The following is a 16,426-nucleotide window of genomic DNA, read 5'->3' on the forward strand; positions in this document are numbered from 1 at the left end:
CTTCCCCTTTGCGCTTTGACCGTCTCCCATTCTAACGAGTTGTGATGGCCTGCGAGAATGTTTTCGCTATCTCTGCCGGTGAGTATTCGCTGATTTTGTTCACTGCATCAACATCCGCCAGCAGGGCGAACAGCGATTGGATAATCGCGACTTTCTCGCAGGTTGGATCGATGGCCATCAGCACCACGATCGCCGGTTTAACCTGTTGCTCCGGGGCGTCGGTGCGCTGGAACGCCACACCGGCGCGGTTGATGGCAACCGCGAAACCGGTTTTATTGACATGCTCATATTCGGTATGCGGAATGGCGATGGCATGGGTTTCCATATCGATGCCGGTGGGGTATTCCCGCTCGCGCGCCAGTACGCCGCCAAGAAAGCTGTCTTTGACCAGGCCATCAGCGAGCAGGCTATCCGCCAGCAGCGTCAGTAATTGCTCCCGGCTGATTGGCTGGTCAACCACGATGACGCGGCGTTCGCTAAACATCATGATGCGTTCTCCACATGGGTTTCAGCCTGCTGCGCCTGCGCCAGCTCCCGGGCTTCTTGCAAAATCTTGCGCCGATTCCATAGCGCCAGCAGCAGGGTTATCACGGTGAGGACCACAACGCCCACCACCTTGAATTTAAATCCTTGAATCATCGCCCAGGGCAGCATGGCGCCGGCATAGTCAACGCTGCTGATGCTGGAGGCGCCGTTGGGCAGCGAGAAACCGGTGCTGACGGCGGTGCTGGTCACCAGCGGCGCCAGGTTAGTACCGATTAATAGCGCCAGACTTAAGGTCAACAGACCGGTTAGCAGCGTGCGGAACATATCGCCGCGACAAACGGCGGTCACGAGCACAAAGGCGAACGGCAAACCGGTGAGCGAGGCGAAGGGCAGGAATTCATTGCCGGGAATGATCGCCGCCAGCACCAGCATAATCGGTATCATCACCATCGATACCGACAGCGTAACCGGGTGGCCGACGCTGACCGCGGAGTCTAGGCCAATAGATATCTGCCCGAAAGAGCCGGCGCGCGCCTGGGCGATTTCCTGGATGCGTTCGCTGATGGGATAGACGCCCTCCATCAGCATTTTCGCCATTCGCGGAATGATGGTCATGACCGCGGCCATGGTAATTGCGGTTTGTAAAATTGCTTTCACCTCCACGCCGGCGATAATTGCCAGCACGCCGCCGATGATGGCTCCGAGGGAAGCCGGATCCCCCAGGACGGACAGGCGGCGCTGGATCACCTCGGTATCGATTTTGATGTCGCGCACGTAAGGGATGCGATCCACCACAAAGTTCACCAACCAGGCGGCGGGAACGAACGAGGCAGAGAAGCCATGGGGAACGGAAATGCCCGGTAGGCTGAGATATTTTTCCACATCTTTACTGGTGCGATCGGCGATAACCATCGTGATGGCACAGTTGAGCACCGCCGCGAACAGCCCCAGCCACAGATTATCGGTGATAATGGCCACCAGCGAGCCGGCAAAGGCGTGGTGCCAGAGGTTCCAAATATCGACGTTCAGGATGCGCGTGGTTTTGGTGTACAGCATTAAGACATTCAGCGCGACGCACACCGGGATCACCAGGGCGCCCACCCGAGTACCCATCGCCACCGCGGCGGCGGCGGGCCATCCCATATCCAGCACGGTCAGGTTGAGACCGAAACGGTTGACGATGGCATGGCTGACCGGCGTGAGGGAATCAATCATCAAATTGACGGTGATACTCAGACCGATAAAGCCAATACCCACCATCAGGCCGGCCTTGATGGCTTGCGATATCCGCAGGCGCAAAATGAGACCCAGCACAATAAAGATAAGCGGCATCATCACCGATGCGCCGGTGCTGATGATGTAGTCGATAATAAACATGGCGGGATCCTCAGCCCAGGATTTGGGCTTTAACGCTCTCGAATACCTTATCGGTGCCCATGCCGGTCAACAGCGGCAGCGCATTAATCACCGGCACCGCCACTTTGGCGGGCGAGGTTGAGACGATAAAATCCAGGTCGCTGCGCGTGGCGGCTTCGGCCACCGTGCCTTGCGAAATTCTCACCTTGTCAAGCAACCCTTCCGCCGCCAGATAGGTTTCCAGTTTTTTTAGCGCGACGGTACTGGTCGCTACGCCGGCGCCACAACAGATCATCATGTGTTTCATAGTCAGTTCTCATTAAAGAAGGTGAACTGATTAAAACACTTTCAATGCAAATGAAATGTGATCACTGTGTAATTTTACACACTAAATATCCCTTGTTTGATAAGTCAGGAGATAAACGGTGTCTACGGAAAGAATCAACGAGATTATTTTTATTTTAATTTATTGATTATAATATATTTTTAAAAGCGAGCGCGTCCTGAGCGCGATCGTCGAGATTAGCAAAGGCTGCCCGGGGTCTGTGTAACTGTAAAGCGGAATTTGCGTGATTGCCACTGCTGGGACATAGGATCGATGTCACCGCTGCTGGGGCAGTAGGGTCGATGTCACGTTGCTGGGTTGGTAGGGTCGCCGTCGCCGCTGCCGGGGCAGCAGGGTCGGCGACGCCGTTGTGGCGCAGTAGGGTCGATGTCACGTTGCTGGGTTGGTAGGGTCGCCGTCGCCGTTGTGGGGCAGTAGGGTTGGGGGCGCCGTTGTGGGGCAGCAGGGTCGGCGACGCCGTTGTGGGGCAGTAGGGTCGGCGGCACCGCTGCTGGGTCAGTAGGGTTGGGGGCGCCGTTGCTGGGTCGGTAGGGTCGGCGGCGCCGTTGCGGGGCAGTAGGGTTGGCGTCGCTATAGCGGCGTCTATCGCCTCGTCGTTACCGCGCCATGCTCAGGCCGCCAGCATCGCGATCGCCACGCCGATCAGCACCAGACAAAAGGCAAATTTTAGCCACATCACGGGCAGCTTGTGTGCCAGGGCCACGCCCCAGGAGACGCTGACGATGCCGCCCAGCGCCAGCGGCAGTCCGATGCTCCAATCCGCGTTGCCGGCTTGCGCGTAGGAAAACAGCGCCGCCAGGGCCCCGGGGACGACCAACGCCAGGGCGATCCCCTGCGCCTGCGTCTGGCTAAAGCCGAACAGCGACACCAGCGCCGGCACTACCACCAACCCGCCGCCAACGGTGAAAATGCCCGACATAAACCCGCTCGCAATGCCGAGCAGCGGTAAAAACCGGGCGGACAGAACGGCGGCGGCGACCGGATGGCGGCGGCTGTCGAACCACTGCCAAAGGTAATAGGCCGCAAGCAGCAGCAAAAACGCGGCAAACGCCTTTTGCAATCCGTCAACGGGCATGGCCGACGCCATTTGCGCGGCGAACCAGGCGGATACGGTAGCGAACAGACAAAGTTTGAAGGTTTGCCGCAAATCGATATGGTTGCGTTGGCGGTAGCGCAGAAACCCGATCAGCACATTGGGCGTTACCATAATCAGCGCGGTACCTTGGGCAAGCAGCTGATCCATGTGGAACAACAGGCTTAACACCGGGATAGCGATCAAGCCGCCGCCGATGCCCAGCATACCGCCGCATATTCCCAGCCCAACGCCCAGAATAAGACAGCACAACAATTCAGACACAATCATAGCTGCATTTGATCCATTTCAACTGCGGACTTAACTCTCCCTGTGGCGTTCCGCCAGCGGGGGCGACTGGGGCGAAGTAACTACCGCCGTCAGTTGGATCTCAATCAAATAACCGTGATGCAGCGCCGGCACGGGCACCACCGCCCGGGCCGGCTTGTGGTGCTGAAGAAAGTGCGCGTAGCATTGATTGAACACGGGCCAATGGGTAATCCCGACGATATAAGCGGTACATTGCGCCACCTGCGGCCAGCCGCATCCCGCTGCCGCCAGTATCTGCTGGCACTGGCGCAGAGCCGCCTCGGTCTGCGCGGCGAAATCCGCCTCGGGCGTCACCGTCACCGGCAATACGCCCGACACGAATACCCAATTGCCCGTTCTTACCGCATGGGAGTAGTGGCCGGCCGGCGGCGGCACGTCCGGGGCGGTGATGCACTGTAACGCAACGTGCGATGTTTCAGTCATAATCAACCTTATTGGTTCGTCAGACAACAGGGGACAACATGCTCGGCCACCGGCCACCGGCCACCGGCCACCGGCGTCAGGCGTCAGGCGTCAGCGCGGCATAGCGCGCCGGCAGCGTGCCCGGCGCGACCCCTTCGGCCAGCGCCGGCCGGGCCGCGGCCGGGATCAGGACGCGCGCGGCGGCAAGTATCGCTCGACCAGCCGTGACCAGTAGGCGGCACCGGTAACTAGATTATTATCGTTAAAGTCATAGCCCGGGTTGTGCAACATCTTATTGGCTTGTGCTTCACCGTTGCCGATGCGTATCAGGCAGCCGGGGCGTGCCTGGAGCAGGTAGGCGAAATCCTCACTTCCGGTCAGCCTAGCCATGTCGCCGTCCACATTGTCCTCGCCCACCAATTCCGCGGCCACCTGTAGCGCCAGAGTGGTTTCCGCCTCGCTGTTGCAGACCACCGGATAACCCTCGACATACTTAATCTCGGCGCTCAGTCCCAGGCTGGCGGACTGCAACTGCACAATGTCGGTAATGCGTTGGCGCAGCAGCGCGCGAATGGCCGGATCGAAGCTACGAACGCTCAGCCCCAGTTGCACTTCAGCGGGGATCACATTCAGCGCTTTGCCGCCGTGCAGCATGCCAATGGTGACCACCGCCGTTTTATCCGGGGGGACATTTCGCGCCACCACCGTTTGTAGCGCCATGATGATACTGGCGGCGCCTACCACGGGATCCTGCGCCAGGTGCGGCCGCGCCGCATGGCCGCCTACGCCGCGCACGGTAATGAACACCCGGTCGCCGGCGGCCATAAACGGGCCGCGCCGGCTCATCAGTCGTCCGCAGGGGCTGCCGGGGTGATTATGCATGGCGAAAACGGCGTCGCACGGGAAACGCTCAAATAGGCCTTCGTCGACCATTCTTTGCCCACCGCTGTCGAAGCCGCGCTCTTCCGCCGGTTGAAAAATGACATTTAGGGTGCCGTTAAAGCGGCGCGTAATGGCCAGATAACGCGCCGCGCCCAGAAGCATCGTCATATGGCCGTCATGGCCGCAGGCGTGCATGATACCGGGCTGGCGGCTCTGATAGTCGAAGGTGTTTTCTTCATTTATGGGCAGGGCATCCATATCCGCGCGTAGCCCGATGGCGCGGTCGGCGTCCCCGAGCCGCAATGTGCCGACAACCCCCGTGCCCGCGACGCCGGTGGTGACGTCATAGCCATATTCGTCGAGCAATTGTGCAATCGTGGCGGCGGTATGATGCTCTGCAAACGCCAGCTCCGGGTGCTGGTGGAACCGGCGCCGCAGGGCGGTCAGTTCGGCGTGCCAGGGCGCAAGGTCGGCAAGCTGGACGCCGTGAAAAGGTGTCTTCATTCTATAATCCTTCCTGTTATTTGCCCGCCTTAAAAGGGGCCCCATTGGATCTGAACGCCGATGATGATGGCGATGATGGCGATGACGAGCCACATGAGCGTGAGGGGAAAGACGAACCGCAGCCACTGACCATAGCCGATGCGGCCGATGGCCAGTACGGCCATCATTACGCCGGAGGTGGGATTGACCGAGTTAATGACGCCTTCACCAAGCAGAATGGTTTCGACCGTCACCTGACGGGTGATGTGCAACGCATCGCCCAGCGGGACATACAGCGGCACCAGCGCGGCCGATTCCCCTGAACCGGAAGAGATGGCGATATGCATCACCGCAGCGCTGATGAACATTCCCAGAGCCGCGAACATTTCATTTAATGGCGCAAGCAGGCCGGCAATGGCGTTCACGAGTGTATCGAGAATATGCCCGTGCCCCAGCACCAGCGCAATCGCCCGCGCTAGACCGACAATCAGCGCGCCCGGAATCAGTTGGGCGCAGCCTTGTAAAAAGGTGTCGGCGATAGCGCCGCCCCGCATTCGGGCAATCAGGCCGACGCCCAGCGCCACGACAATAAACATTGCCGACATTTCGTTCTCGGACCAGCCGTAGTTGACCGCGCCGTAAATGAACGTTAGTAGCGCAAGGGCGGTGAAAGCCAGAATAAGCCAATGGGAGGGAGTGACGTTGGCGGTGATGTGCTGTTGTGCGTTTTCGTCTTCGTTAGCCACGCCTTCGCGGCGACAGCGGCGGGCATAAAGGGTGAGGAAAACGATTGCGCAGACGGCAAAAGCGAGATAAATGCCCAGGCGAAACCCCATGCCGGAAAACAGCGGCAGTTCGGCCAGACGCTGCGCCAGGCCGGTGGTGCCCGGGTTGATGATGGCGGCGTTGAAGCCGGCATAGGTACCCAGGTAGATGAGACCGACGCCGAAAATACGCGGCAGATTCATCGAGCGCGCCAATAGCATGCCTAACGGAATAAACGCCACCACCGAATTGATGACAACGCCTGTGGTGCCCAGCACCGAGAACACCGCGCAGACGCTAAGGATGATTACCGTGTCGCTGCTGCCTTTGCGCCGCGCCATGGCGTTTAGCGCATTGCTCAGCGCGCCGGACTGTTCCAACACGTTAACCGCGCCGCCGGTAAAGAGGATTAAGAAAATAATCGGCGCGGACTTCACCATACCCTCGGCGATAAAGGTAAATAATGTTCCCGGACCGACGCCGCTGCGCGCGACAGGATGAAGGCTGCCCGGTACGGCAAATTTCACCCCCTCGCGCAGGACATGGTCGAATTCACCAGGCGGAACGATCCAGGTTGCCGCCGCGGTAATGACCAGCATAATGAACAACAGGACATAGGGATTGATGGTACCGGTCTTTCGGTTGCGCTGGGTTGCCGGTGCGTTACGCGTCGGGTCTGCGGTGATATCGTGCTGCATTACTGCCCCTCCCAAAGTAAATTAATCAAACATTGCTATCAACTTCAACTACTTACTCTTCGGGTAGCCTTTCCCATTGGCCGGCGGCGTCGCGCCGGCCAATCCTCACTTTCGCCGTGTTGGGTGCTTGCGCCGCGCTCACCGCGCGGACTGGGCGTATTACTGGGTCTGTACTTGATACCTTCGCGCCGCGCAGTGCTTGCGCGGTCCCAGGTACCCTTGTAGCGCGCAGTACTTGTGCGGTCCCAGGTGCCCTTGTAGCGCGCAGTGCTTGTTCGGTCCCAGGCGCCCTTGTAGCGCGCAGGACTCGCGCCGGCTAAGCACGTCTACCGCGCCGGCTGTGGTCGCCCGCTTGCCGCGGGCGCGTTACCAGCCCTGAAATCGTGACCAGGGCGCGGTATTGCCTTGCGCATCGCAGGCATGCATTACCGCATGCTGCGCGCCGGTGGCGCAGGCGTGGTTGGGTAAAATGCGCAATTGTGCCCCCAGGGGAAATAAGGTGGTGATATCGGCCGCAGGTTGGGACGGTTGGGCGGCAATAATGCCGTGCTCTTGATTGGCGCCGATAACAATAAAGCCGTCGAAGGGAGTGCCGTCCAGCCGGCAGGGCTGTCCGTAACCGTAATCCCGCTGTTGGCTGGCGGTGCCGCGGTCGCGGCTCAGGGCCATCCAGCCGGCGTCCACCATAACCCAGCCTTTCTCCCGCTGATGACCGATGACCGTGGTCAACACGCTTAAAGCGATATCGTCCAGTTGGCAAACGCCGACGTTGTGCATCACCAAATCGAAAAAGGCGTAGACTCCGGCGCGCACCTCAGTGACCCCCGCCAGCTGCTGCGCGGCGAAAGCCGTGGGCGTAGATCCTACGCTGACCTGCTCGCAGGGAATACCGGCATGACGCAACCGGGTGGCGGCAAGCACCGCGCCGGCCCGCTCTTGTTCCGCCAGAGCGGCAAGTTTTTCCGGCGAATGCAGTTCATAGCTGGAGCCGGCATGGGTTAACACGCCGCCCACGGTGGCACCGTTTTCCTGTAACTGCGCCGCCACCGTCAGCAACTCACCTTCCGCGGGATCAATACCGGCGCGATGACCATCGGTATCGACTTCAATCCAGACCTCGAAATGTTCATCATGGGCGCGGCCGAATTCGCCGACCTGGCGCGCCGACTCGGCATTATCGACGATAATCTTCAGATCGCAGCCCTGACGGCGCAGCGCCAGCACCCGCGGGAGCTTGCGGGCGGAAATACACACAGCGTACAAAATGTCGCGGATCCCGGCGGCGAAAAAGACCTCGGCTTCTTTTAACGTCGATACGGTAATGCCGTGGGCGCCCGCCGCCAGTTGCAAATTGACGACCTCAAGACATTTGGACGTTTTGACATGCGGCCGGAATTTCACCCCCAGCTGGTTCATGCGCTGCTGCATGCGCTGTATGTTTTCTTGTAGCCGCGCGCGATCCACGATTGCGCACGGGGTGTCGAGCTGGTGGAGATGCATGAAGAAATCCTTGACGGAGACGGTAAGACGATTTTTTTATACTAATCAATCTGGAGATCATTGATATTTAATTATGCTAATTCTATGATTCAGTTATGCTGAACTCCTCCGATATACAGTTTCTGCTGGTGATCCGGGAAAGCGCCAGCCTGCTGGCGACGGCGCATAAACTCGGCCTCACCGCCTCCGCGGTGACCCAGCGGCTACAGCAGCTTGAACGAAAGTTGGGTATCCAACTGGTGGACCGCAGTGCGCGTCAGTTGCAGTTTACCGACGAGGGCGAGCTGTTGTGCCAGCGCGGCGTGGGGATTATCGATGAGATCGCCGGCCTGATGGAGACGCTGCATGCCAGGCGGCACGGAATGGTCGGCCGCCTCGCCATCAATGCCCCTTTCGGCTTCGGCCGGCGCTATGTCGCATCGGTAGTCGCCGCATTTCGCCAGCGCTATCCTGACGTGGATATCAGAATGACGCTCTCCGACCAGCCCTTGGTCGCCAGCAGCGACCGTAGCGATCTGGTTATCCATATTGGCGAGTTGCGTTCATCGAACCTGATTAGCCATTACATCGCGCCCAATCGACGCCTGCTCTGCGCCTCGCCGGCGTTTATCGAACGCTATGGCCAGCCGGCACATCCGCAGGATCTGGCGACGCTACCGACCATCGCGCTGCATGAAAACAACGAAGACGTGACGCTGTGGCAGCTACGATCGCGGCGCACCACGGTCAACATTCGTACGCAACCGATATTAATCAGCAACGACGGCGAAGTGATCCGGCAATGGGCGGTGGAGGGGCTGGGCGTCATCATGCGTTCGGAATGGGATGTGGCGGATGCCCTGGCGGAGGGAAAACTGTTGCCGCTGTTGCCTGACTGGCGATTGCCCGACGCCAATGTCGTGGCGCTTACCCACCAGGGCGCAGGGCTGCCGGAGCGGACGCGCGCATTTATGCGTATGATGCAGGAGCAATTCCAGCCGCAGGCTCCCTGGCGCCAGCGATGGCAGGCGGCGGCGCGGCGCGGGTGAGTCTGTCGTCACCGCGGGCGGGGGAAATATTTTTTCTTTATATAATAGTGTATTTGGATATTGGCGGGCCGTGCAGGTGGGGAGAATAATTATATATCCTAATGTTTTGATATAGAATATTTATTATGCTGAAAACACTTTTCACCGGGCTCATTTGCGGTGCGCTTCTTGGCTTTGTTATGCAACGGGGGCGATTCTGCCTAACGGGCGGTTTTCGCGATATGTATCTGGCCAAAAATAATCGTCTCTTCTACGCCTTACTGATTGCCATCGCTATTCAAAGCATCGGCGTATATACCCTCATCGCCGCGGGGCAGTTCAGTTACGATGCCGGCGCTTTTCCCTGGTTGGGCACTATCGTTGGCGGGTACGTCTTTGGTATTGGGATCGTCATGGCCGGCGGCTGTGCGACCGGTACCTGGTACCGCGCCGGCGAAGGGTTAATCGGCAGTTGGATTGCCCTGGCGGCCTATATGTTAACCAGCGCCGTAATGCGCTCCCCGCATCTGGCTCGTTTCAATCAACACCTTGCCTCCTTCCATACTGCCCATAATTCGATGGCGGATACCTTGGGCTTGTCTCCCTGGCTGTTCATCGCCCTACTGGTGCTGGTGACCGTCTGGTTAGCGCGCCGGGAATTGAAAAAACCGACGCTGGCGGTAGCCGCACTACCGGCAAAAAAAACCGGGCTTGCCCATTTACTGTTTGAAAAACGCTGGCATCCCTTTGCCACTGCCGTAGTGATAGGCCTTATCGCGACGCTGGCCTGGCCGTTAAGTATCGCCTCTGGGCGCCTCTTCGGCCTGGGCATTACCGCGCCGAGCGCCAATATTGTGCAGTATCTGGTGATAGGGGATGACAAATTCATCAATTGGGGGGTGTTTTTAGTACTGGGCATTTTCCTTGGCGCGTTCATCGCCGCCAAAGGCAGCGGCGAATTCCGCCTGCGCGCCGCCGATGCCGCCACCTCGATGCGCAGTTGCGCCGGCGGCATCCTGATGGGTTTCGGCGCGACAGCCGCCGGCGGGTGTTCCATCGGCAACGGCCTGGTGATGACCGCCATGCTGACCTGGCAGGGCTGGGTCGGGTTGGCCTTTATGATTTTGGGCGTCTGGACGGCGTCATGGTATCTGTTCGTACGCCCGCGGCGCCGGGCGGCGTTGCGCGCGGCATCAGCCTAATACAGGTAATAAGGAAACGTAATGATTAAGAAACTTGATGTTATCAGCCAGGTGTGTCCTTTCCCGCTTATCGAAGCGCAGTCCGCGATGGCGGCGTTACAGGCCGGCGACGAGTTGGTTATTGACTTCGACTGCACGCAGGCGACGGAAAGTCTGCCCCAATGGGCGGCGGAACAGGGGCATCTCGTTACCGATTACCAGCAGGTGGGAGCCGCACAGTGGAGCATCACGCTTAAAAAAGCCTGAGGCGGCACCCGGGGAATAGCGCAGACGGCGCATCGCCAAAGCCCTTGATGGCGGCACTGGCCGCCATCAAGGGCGCGTGGATGCGGCGTTTCGACGCGATGAAGCCGGCGGCTGGCGGTGGTGCATCAGATAGTATTCGCCGTTCTCCGCCAAACCGGTAGTAATGACGCGCCAGCCGTTATGCAGATAGAAACGCAGCGCGCGTTGATTGAGCATGAGGCACTTCAGCGCCATCGTGCCCCGGCATAAGGGATAGCAGGCGTCCAGCAGGGCGGTCCCCACCTTTTGCCGCTGCCACTGGGGAGCAATGAACAGGTTATGCAAAAAACGGTCTTGCACCGAGAGCGAAGCAAAGCCGGCGATAGCCTGGTCGATTTCCGCCACCAGGATCTTTTCCCCAAGCGTGACCGCGTCAAAATCCTCCAACTGCCAGTGGCGGTCGTCCAGCCACAGCCAGTTTGCTTTGCGTGAGGCGAGAAACAGCGTGCGCAAAAAGGGGCGGTCCGCTTCCTGATAATTTCTGACGGTAATGTCGCCGCTGTTGCTGTTCATTGCATGTCCTGCTGGCCGGGGAACCCAAAGATGTGTGAGAGTTAATTATAGTACATGTTATTTAATGTTCAGGCTAATCAAAGCAACCGCAACGGATTGATTTGTGCGGCCCGATACTGTGACGGATAATTATAAACACCTCTGTTAGTGGTTGCTTCCATTGTGGGCTTCTTATACTATCCAATAATCATAAAGTAAAATAACTGCAGCGCCGGATTTCCATCATCGGTGCGATTATTCCGTTCATTCAAATAAATATAACAGGTAGAGATAATGGGTGACCCAAGCGATAAGGATTATATGCTATTCAACAACCAGATGAAGAAAAATATTAAACTTTATCTTTCACATATATTTAACGATTCCGATGTTTTCACTTTCGCCTACTTCATGATGAATAAGGACGAAGGACACCCTGCCTATATGATATCCGATTACCCGGCGGGCTGGCTGAATCAATATCGTAATTATGGTTTTCAAAAAATTGACCCGGTAATGCTGATCGCCTGCCGTAAATTTACGCCTTTTAGCTGGCAAAATAATCCCAATCTGCCGGACCAAAACTTTTATAAGATGTCTAGCGATTACGCCCTTGACAATGGTTATACCTTCACGCTGCATGATCCTGACAACAATCTGGCGACGCTAACAATAATTCAGATGAAGCAAGGTGCTGATTTTTATGATGTCATAGAGCGTGAAAAAGATAAATTTCAGATGTTGCTCATCACCACCCATGAAAAAGTCATCCGCTTTTTCGACGCACGTAAGGAACAGGTGACCCAGGGGACTGAACCAGAACCCTGCCGGCTATCGCCGCGAGAAAAAGAGGTGTTGTTCTGGGCAAGCGTGGGTAAAACCTATAATGAAATCTCCACTATCCTGTCTATCCGCGAGGGGACCGTTAAATTTCATATTCGCAATATTATCAATAAACTCGGTGTGGCGAACGCAAAACACGCTATCACGCGCGCAATGGAACTGAAACTGTTAAGTTAGTCGTCTAGAAGATTTCCTTCTCAATTCAACGATACCATTGAGACCCTACTAATTAATCCATTTTTTTTATTTAATCTGTATAACCTACTTTGCGGTGGAGGATGTCGATTCCATTCCTTTAGTTCCCACACCATTTGTGTCTTTGTTCTCCCAGCGCTTGGACGTCATTAAAAGACTCGAGCTAATAACCCCCCGTCGGGTAAACCTGGAAAATAAAGAGGTAAATTAACGCGCCGTGCTGGCCCGGGGCATCGCTGTCGGGCACGCGGCAACGGTGAAACGCGTGATCGGGACCGAAAGCGCGGTGGTTCCGTTGGTTGACGCGTTTGTCAGACGCTAGAGCGTAAATGGATTGTATTCCGCCGGGCCATTGGGCTATCATGCCCGAAGGAAGATATCGCCGTTTATCCCTAAAAATGCTGTTTTATCAATGACTCGGGGTGCCTCGACCGCCAGGTTAAGGCTGAGAAATACCCGTATTACCTGAACTGGATCATACCAGCGTAGGGAAGTCACGGTATCCATTCACCCGCGGAACCGCCTTCTTGATCGCCGGTGGGAGAATGAGAACCATGCAACCCTCCGAATTACCGGGCGCAATTGCCGCCCAGACCCTGCTGCAACTGCGCCAGCAGGCGCCGCTGGTGCACTGCCTCACCAATGACGTGGTGCAAACCATCACCGCCAACACGCTGCTGGCTTTGGGCGCTTCCCCCGCTATGGTGGTGGAGCCGGAAGAGGCCGCGCAATTCAGCGCCATCGCAGATGCCTTATTGATTAATATCGGCACGCTATGCCAGCAGCGCGCCGCGGCCATGCTAGCGGCGATCGCCGCCGCCAGGACGGCGGGTACGCCTTGGGTTCTGGATCCCGTCGGCGTCGGCGCGCTGGATTACCGCAGTCATTTCGCCCGGCATCTATTGACCCTGCAACCGGCGGCGGTGCGCGGTAACGCCTCGGAAATTTTAGCGCTGGCCGGCATTGCCCCTGCCGGCCGCGGCGTTGACAGCGGCGATGATTCCCTGCAAGCGCTGCCCGCCGCACGGGCGCTGGCCAAGGATTGCGGCGCGGTGGTAGCGGTAACCGGCGCGGTAGACGTGATTACCGACGGTATTCGCGTCTGGCAGGTCGATGACGGCCATCCGTTAATGACGCGCGTGACCGGTACCGGTTGCGCATTGTCGGCGGTGGTGGCCGCCTGCACGGCCTTGCCGGGCGAGCGGCTGGACAATGTCGCCGGCGCCTGCCGGCTGATGGCCCGTGCCGGCCGTCTGACCGCCGCCTGGGCAGCGGGGCCTGGCAGCTTTTCCAGCGGCATGCTCGATGAGTTGTATCGTCTGTGCGCGGAGGATGTGCAATGAGTCGAATTTACTATGCGCTGTCCATCGCCGGCACCGATCCCAGCGGCGGGGCCGGTATCCAGGCCGATTTGAAAACCTTTTCCGCGCTCGGCGCCTATGGCACTACGGTTGTGACCTCGCTGGTGGCGCAAAACACGCGCGGCGTACAGTCGGTCTATCCCATTGATGCGGCGTTTGTGGCGGAGCAGATGGAGTCGGTGCTGAGCGACGTGCGTATCGATAGCGCCAAAATCGGTATGCTCGGACAAGCATCGGTTATCCGCGCGGTGGCGGCCAAGCTGCAAAAATACCCCATTCCCTGGCTGGTACTCGATACGGTCATGGTTGCGAAAAGCGGCGATGCGCTGTTGGATGAGGACGCGGTCACCAGCCTGCGGGATATTTTGTTGCCGTTAGCGTCAATTATTACCCCCAATCTGCCCGAGGCGGCGGTCCTGCTCGGCTGTGCGCCGGCGGTGGATGAGCATCAAATGCGTCAGCAGGGCCGCGCGCTTCTGGCGTTGGGGTGTCAGGCGGTGGTGATGAAAGGCGGCCATTTGGCCGGCGGCGCGAGCCCGGACTGGCTGATAAGCCCGGAGTATGAGCTGCGCTTCGACAGCGCGCGGGTCGCCACACGCCACACCCACGGCACCGGCTGCACGCTGTCAGCCGCGCTGGCCGCGCTGCGCCCGCGTTATGATGATTGGCCGCAAACCCTGCGGGCGGCCAAAGCGTGGCTGCAGCAGGCGCTGCTGCATGCCGATGATTTACGCGTGGGGCAGGGTATCGGACCGGTCCATCATTTCCATGAGTGGTGGTGATACCCCTTCAAGAATGCCGGCGGCGTAGGTGAGCAGGTCATGCGCCAGCTGCAAATGCCGCGCATCGAACGCGTTAAGCATGAAACTGGTCTCGGCGCGCTGCGGCCGGATCAGCAAGGCGGGACGCGATTGTGCCTGCGCGTTTGCTTCCGCCTGAGCGGTACTGGCGGCCAGGGTATAAATATAGCCCGGCTGGATCTGGTTTTGCGCATCGCGCCAAAGCAGTTGCAGCGCCGGCACCGCGCCCTGTCGACGGCTGATAAAGACATTGCCTGCCCAAAAACCGGTGAAGTCTCCATCCTGCTGTAGGCGCTTGTCGTCGAAACGGGAGGAGTCGACCCACTGAGCGAGGGCATCGGCGCTGAGGCTGTCCATGAGGGTCCGCCAGAGCGGTTGATCATTTTCCAACTGGTAACACGCCATTCCGACGTAGTCGTTGAGCGCCTGCCATTCCTGCTCCAGCCGCTGTTTTAACGCTTTATCCGTCAACTGGGAATATTGCACCAGCGGGCTTTGCCGCTCGCCCAGTTGGCCATAGGTAATCAGGGCCATGGTACGAGGCCTGCGGCGCAGCGACATCCACAGTAAAAATTTGGGGATGCGGAAAGTAATGGACTGCACGCTCAGCCGTAATTCGCCCTCTTTGGTCAGCACCAGGCCACTCGCGGTGCCACGTTTGTCCTGATAGTGATGAATGATGACGACGCTATGGGCGCCCATCCATCCGGTCACATAGTGTTCTCGTTCGCTGGAATGGATACGCAAATCGCTAACGATATGGTCGATGGTATCGACGGCAAGCGTTGCCAAGGGGTGGGCTTCGCCCGCGCTGTAGTAGAGCGACGGCGGCATCGTGGCGTCAGGGGTAAAGAGCGGCATAAAGGCATCCTGAGGGAAAGATATGGCAGATAGCTTAACTCAAGTTGTTATACAGATTCCCCTTTAACCCGCCGAAAACTGTGATTAATGTGCGGAAGATCAACTCAGCGCGCGCGGTCGCCTCTTTGCCGCGCCGCTCACGCCAGCAGGGGACACTGCGGCGGCAGCCGGCAGGTTAGCGCGGCGGGGATGACGGTGATATGGAATTGGCGGCCGCGCAGCGGTTCCCCGTCCAGATTAAAGGTAATCTCATTCGGTGCATCAACCTGTAACCAGGGCAGGGAGGCGCTGATGGATTGCGGGTGATCATCGCCGCTCGCCAGACTATTGATAAGCGTCGGGAGCCACTCTTCCGAGGCGATAATGCGCAACTGCAGCCGGCCATCATTAATCAGCGCCCCCGGGCAGAGGGCCTGGCCGCCGCCCGCCAGGCGGCCGTTGCCGATGCCGATCACCAGCGCATCGCCTTGCCAGCGGAAATCCGGCCCGCGGATTTCGCAGCTGTCCGCCTTGAGCGTATCCATGCGCAGCAGGCCGTGGATGAAATAAGAGGCGCCGCCCAACGCCGATTTCAGTTTTTCCGGCGTTTCCGTGGTGATGCGCGTGCCGAAGCCGCCGGTTGCCATATTGATGAAGAAACGGTCGTTATTGACCTGGGCGATATCGATGGGCGTTGGTTTGCCGGCTATCGCCAGCAGCAGCGCTTTATCCATCTCCAGCGGGAAGGTGCAGGCGGTGGCAAAATCATTGGCGGTGCCGAGCGGCAAAATGCCGAGGCACGGGCGCTGTTGTGCCGGCAGCAGCGTCAGGGCGCCGGCGACTTCGTTGATGGTGCCATCGCCGCCGCCGGCGATGACGGTGGCTACGCCGAGCTCAACCGCTTCCGCGACGTAGCGTTGCGCATCGCCCTGCTCCCAGGTGACGCGGACGAATAGCGGGTAGCCTTCCTGGCGATAAAATTTGACCGCCTGGCGCAGCTCTTCATTGCCGGCGCTTTTGCCGTTGAGGATCAGGAGTGACGCCGGCTGTTTTGGCACCTGTGCTTCCATTGAGGCTGTTT

Annotated in this window: 17 protein-coding genes and 1 riboswitch; of the genes, 6 read left to right on the plus strand and 11 right to left on the minus strand. The window is 58.6% G+C overall.

Features of this window, described 5'->3' with window-relative positions:
• Nucleotides 1-31: 31 nt before the first annotated feature.
• The 8 genes from SANT_RS05830 to SANT_RS05865 form a co-directional block, all read right to left on the minus strand.
• Nucleotides 32-487, minus strand: a complete 456-nt coding sequence (locus tag SANT_RS05830; RefSeq protein ID WP_025421364.1) for a PTS sugar transporter subunit IIA — start codon at nucleotides 485-487, stop codon at nucleotides 32-34.
• Nucleotides 484-1,863 carry a PTS galactitol transporter subunit IIC gene (locus SANT_RS05835; protein WP_025421365.1) on the minus strand — a complete coding sequence of 460 codons (1,380 nt, stop codon included), beginning with the start codon at nucleotides 1,861-1,863 and terminating at the stop codon, nucleotides 484-486. Before SANT_RS05835 ends, SANT_RS05830 begins: the two co-directional genes overlap by 4 nt.
• A gap of 10 nt (nucleotides 1,864-1,873) precedes the next feature.
• Nucleotides 1,874-2,149, minus strand: coding sequence for a PTS sugar transporter subunit IIB (locus SANT_RS05840; protein ID WP_025421366.1), 276 nt, complete (start codon nucleotides 2,147-2,149; stop codon nucleotides 1,874-1,876).
• Nucleotides 2,150-2,798: 649 nt separating this feature from the next.
• Nucleotides 2,799-3,551, minus strand: coding sequence for a sulfite exporter TauE/SafE family protein (locus tag SANT_RS05845; RefSeq protein ID WP_038668264.1), 753 nt, complete (start codon nucleotides 3,549-3,551; stop codon nucleotides 2,799-2,801).
• A 30-nt stretch (nucleotides 3,552-3,581) separates the two neighbouring features.
• A complete protein-coding gene (locus tag SANT_RS05850; protein ID WP_025421368.1) occupies nucleotides 3,582-4,013 on the minus strand; it encodes a RidA family protein in 432 nt (143 codons plus the stop codon).
• A gap of 165 nt (nucleotides 4,014-4,178) precedes the next feature.
• On the minus strand, nucleotides 4,179-5,378 hold the full coding sequence (locus tag SANT_RS05855; protein ID WP_025421369.1) for a M20 aminoacylase family protein: 1,200 nt from the start codon (nucleotides 5,376-5,378) through the stop codon (nucleotides 4,179-4,181).
• Nucleotides 5,379-5,407: 29 nt separating this feature from the next.
• The gene (locus tag SANT_RS05860) at nucleotides 5,408-6,820 is read right to left on the minus strand and encodes a YfcC family protein (RefSeq protein WP_025421370.1); all 1,413 of its coding nucleotides are present in this window, start codon (nucleotides 6,818-6,820) and stop codon (nucleotides 5,408-5,410) included.
• Between the two features lie 366 nt (nucleotides 6,821-7,186).
• Nucleotides 7,187-8,320: a DSD1 family PLP-dependent enzyme gene (locus tag SANT_RS05865; RefSeq protein WP_025421371.1), complete on the minus strand. Its 1,134-nt coding sequence runs from the start codon at nucleotides 8,318-8,320 to the stop codon at nucleotides 7,187-7,189.
• A 95-nt stretch (nucleotides 8,321-8,415) separates the two neighbouring features.
• Here SANT_RS05865 and SANT_RS05870 point away from each other — a divergent pair, with 95 nt between their 5' ends.
• From SANT_RS05870 to tsuB, 3 genes are all read left to right on the plus strand, one after another.
• Nucleotides 8,416-9,348 carry a LysR family transcriptional regulator gene (locus SANT_RS05870; RefSeq protein ID WP_025421372.1) on the plus strand — a complete coding sequence of 311 codons (933 nt, stop codon included), beginning with the start codon at nucleotides 8,416-8,418 and terminating at the stop codon, nucleotides 9,346-9,348.
• Between the two features lie 125 nt (nucleotides 9,349-9,473).
• Complete coding sequence (gene tsuA, locus SANT_RS05875) at nucleotides 9,474-10,529, plus strand: thiosulfate utilization transporter TsuA/YeeE (protein WP_025421373.1); 1,056 nt, start codon at nucleotides 9,474-9,476, stop codon at nucleotides 10,527-10,529.
• 21 nt (nucleotides 10,530-10,550) lie between these two features.
• The gene (gene tsuB, locus SANT_RS05880; protein ID WP_025421374.1) at nucleotides 10,551-10,775 is read left to right on the plus strand and encodes a thiosulfate utilization sulfurtransferase TsuB/YeeD; all 225 of its coding nucleotides are present in this window, start codon (nucleotides 10,551-10,553) and stop codon (nucleotides 10,773-10,775) included.
• Nucleotides 10,776-10,841: 66 nt separating this feature from the next.
• Here the strand turns inward: tsuB and SANT_RS05885 are convergent, their stop codons facing one another.
• Nucleotides 10,842-11,327 (minus strand): GNAT family N-acetyltransferase, encoded by a 486-nt coding sequence (locus tag SANT_RS05885; RefSeq protein ID WP_081730421.1) that lies wholly within the window; start codon nucleotides 11,325-11,327, stop codon nucleotides 10,842-10,844.
• Nucleotides 11,328-11,600: 273 nt separating this feature from the next.
• Between SANT_RS05885 and SANT_RS05890 the strand changes: the two genes are divergently transcribed.
• From SANT_RS05890 to thiD, 3 genes are all read left to right on the plus strand, one after another.
• Entirely contained in the window at nucleotides 11,601-12,326 is a 726-nt protein-coding gene (locus SANT_RS05890) for a helix-turn-helix transcriptional regulator (RefSeq protein ID WP_025421376.1), read from the plus strand.
• A 426-nt stretch (nucleotides 12,327-12,752) separates the two neighbouring features.
• Nucleotides 12,753-12,853, plus strand: a riboswitch (TPP riboswitch).
• 45 nt (nucleotides 12,854-12,898) lie between these two features.
• The gene (gene thiM / locus SANT_RS05895) at nucleotides 12,899-13,687 is read left to right on the plus strand and encodes a hydroxyethylthiazole kinase (RefSeq protein ID WP_398458726.1); all 789 of its coding nucleotides are present in this window, start codon (nucleotides 12,899-12,901) and stop codon (nucleotides 13,685-13,687) included.
• Complete coding sequence (gene thiD / locus SANT_RS05900) at nucleotides 13,684-14,487, plus strand: bifunctional hydroxymethylpyrimidine kinase/phosphomethylpyrimidine kinase (protein WP_025421378.1); 804 nt, start codon at nucleotides 13,684-13,686, stop codon at nucleotides 14,485-14,487. Before thiM ends, thiD begins: the two co-directional genes overlap by 4 nt.
• Here thiD and SANT_RS05905 read toward each other — a convergent pair.
• Together SANT_RS05905 and yegS are read right to left on the minus strand one after the other, a co-directional pair.
• Nucleotides 14,434-15,366, minus strand: a complete 933-nt coding sequence (locus SANT_RS05905; protein ID WP_025421379.1) for a hypothetical protein — start codon at nucleotides 15,364-15,366, stop codon at nucleotides 14,434-14,436. The two genes, thiD and SANT_RS05905, sit on opposite strands and share 54 nt — an antisense overlap.
• Nucleotides 15,367-15,503: 137 nt before the next feature.
• Nucleotides 15,504-16,415, minus strand: a complete 912-nt coding sequence (gene yegS / locus SANT_RS05910; RefSeq protein WP_038668266.1) for a lipid kinase YegS — start codon at nucleotides 16,413-16,415, stop codon at nucleotides 15,504-15,506.
• Nucleotides 16,416-16,426 lie beyond the last annotated feature (11 nt).

This window comes from Sodalis praecaptivus, assembly GCF_000517425.1.
Lineage (GTDB): Bacteria > Pseudomonadota > Gammaproteobacteria > Enterobacterales > Enterobacteriaceae > Sodalis_A > Sodalis_A praecaptivus.